A 467-nucleotide genomic window follows, 5' to 3' on the forward strand; every position below is an offset into this window, starting at 1 on the left:
TCGTCATTCAGCGCTGCATCAATGGTCAAGATGTTGATCATCGGCAGGTCGTGACGCTTGCCCACTTCATAGTCGTTGAAGTCATGGGCCGGGGTGATCTTCACACAGCCTGAGCCGAAGTCCGGGTCCACGTAATCGTCGGCGATGATGGGGGATGTCGCGATCAGCCAGTGGCAGGCGAATGGTCTTGCCGATCATGTCCTTGTAGCGCGGGTCTTCCGGGTGCACGGCCACGGCGGTATCGCCGAGCATGGTCTCCGGGCGGGTGGTGGCGACCACCAGGTGGCCGGAGCCATCAGACAGCGGATAGCGGAAGTGCCACATGTGGCCCTGTTCTTCCACGTTCTCCACTTCCAGGTCGGAGATGGCGGTGTGCAGGGCAGGATCCCAGTTGACCAGCCGCTTGCCGCGGTAGATCAGGCCTTCCTTGTGCAGGCGCACAAAGACTTCGCGCACGGCGTTGGAGA

1 pseudogene is annotated in these 467 nt (G+C 61.5%); it reads right to left on the reverse strand.

Annotated elements, in window-relative coordinates:
• Positions 1–467, reverse strand: a pseudogene (locus A3730_RS08350) (class I tRNA ligase family protein); the annotation flags it as partial.

Source organism: Alcanivorax sp. HI0044 (genome assembly GCF_001634945.1).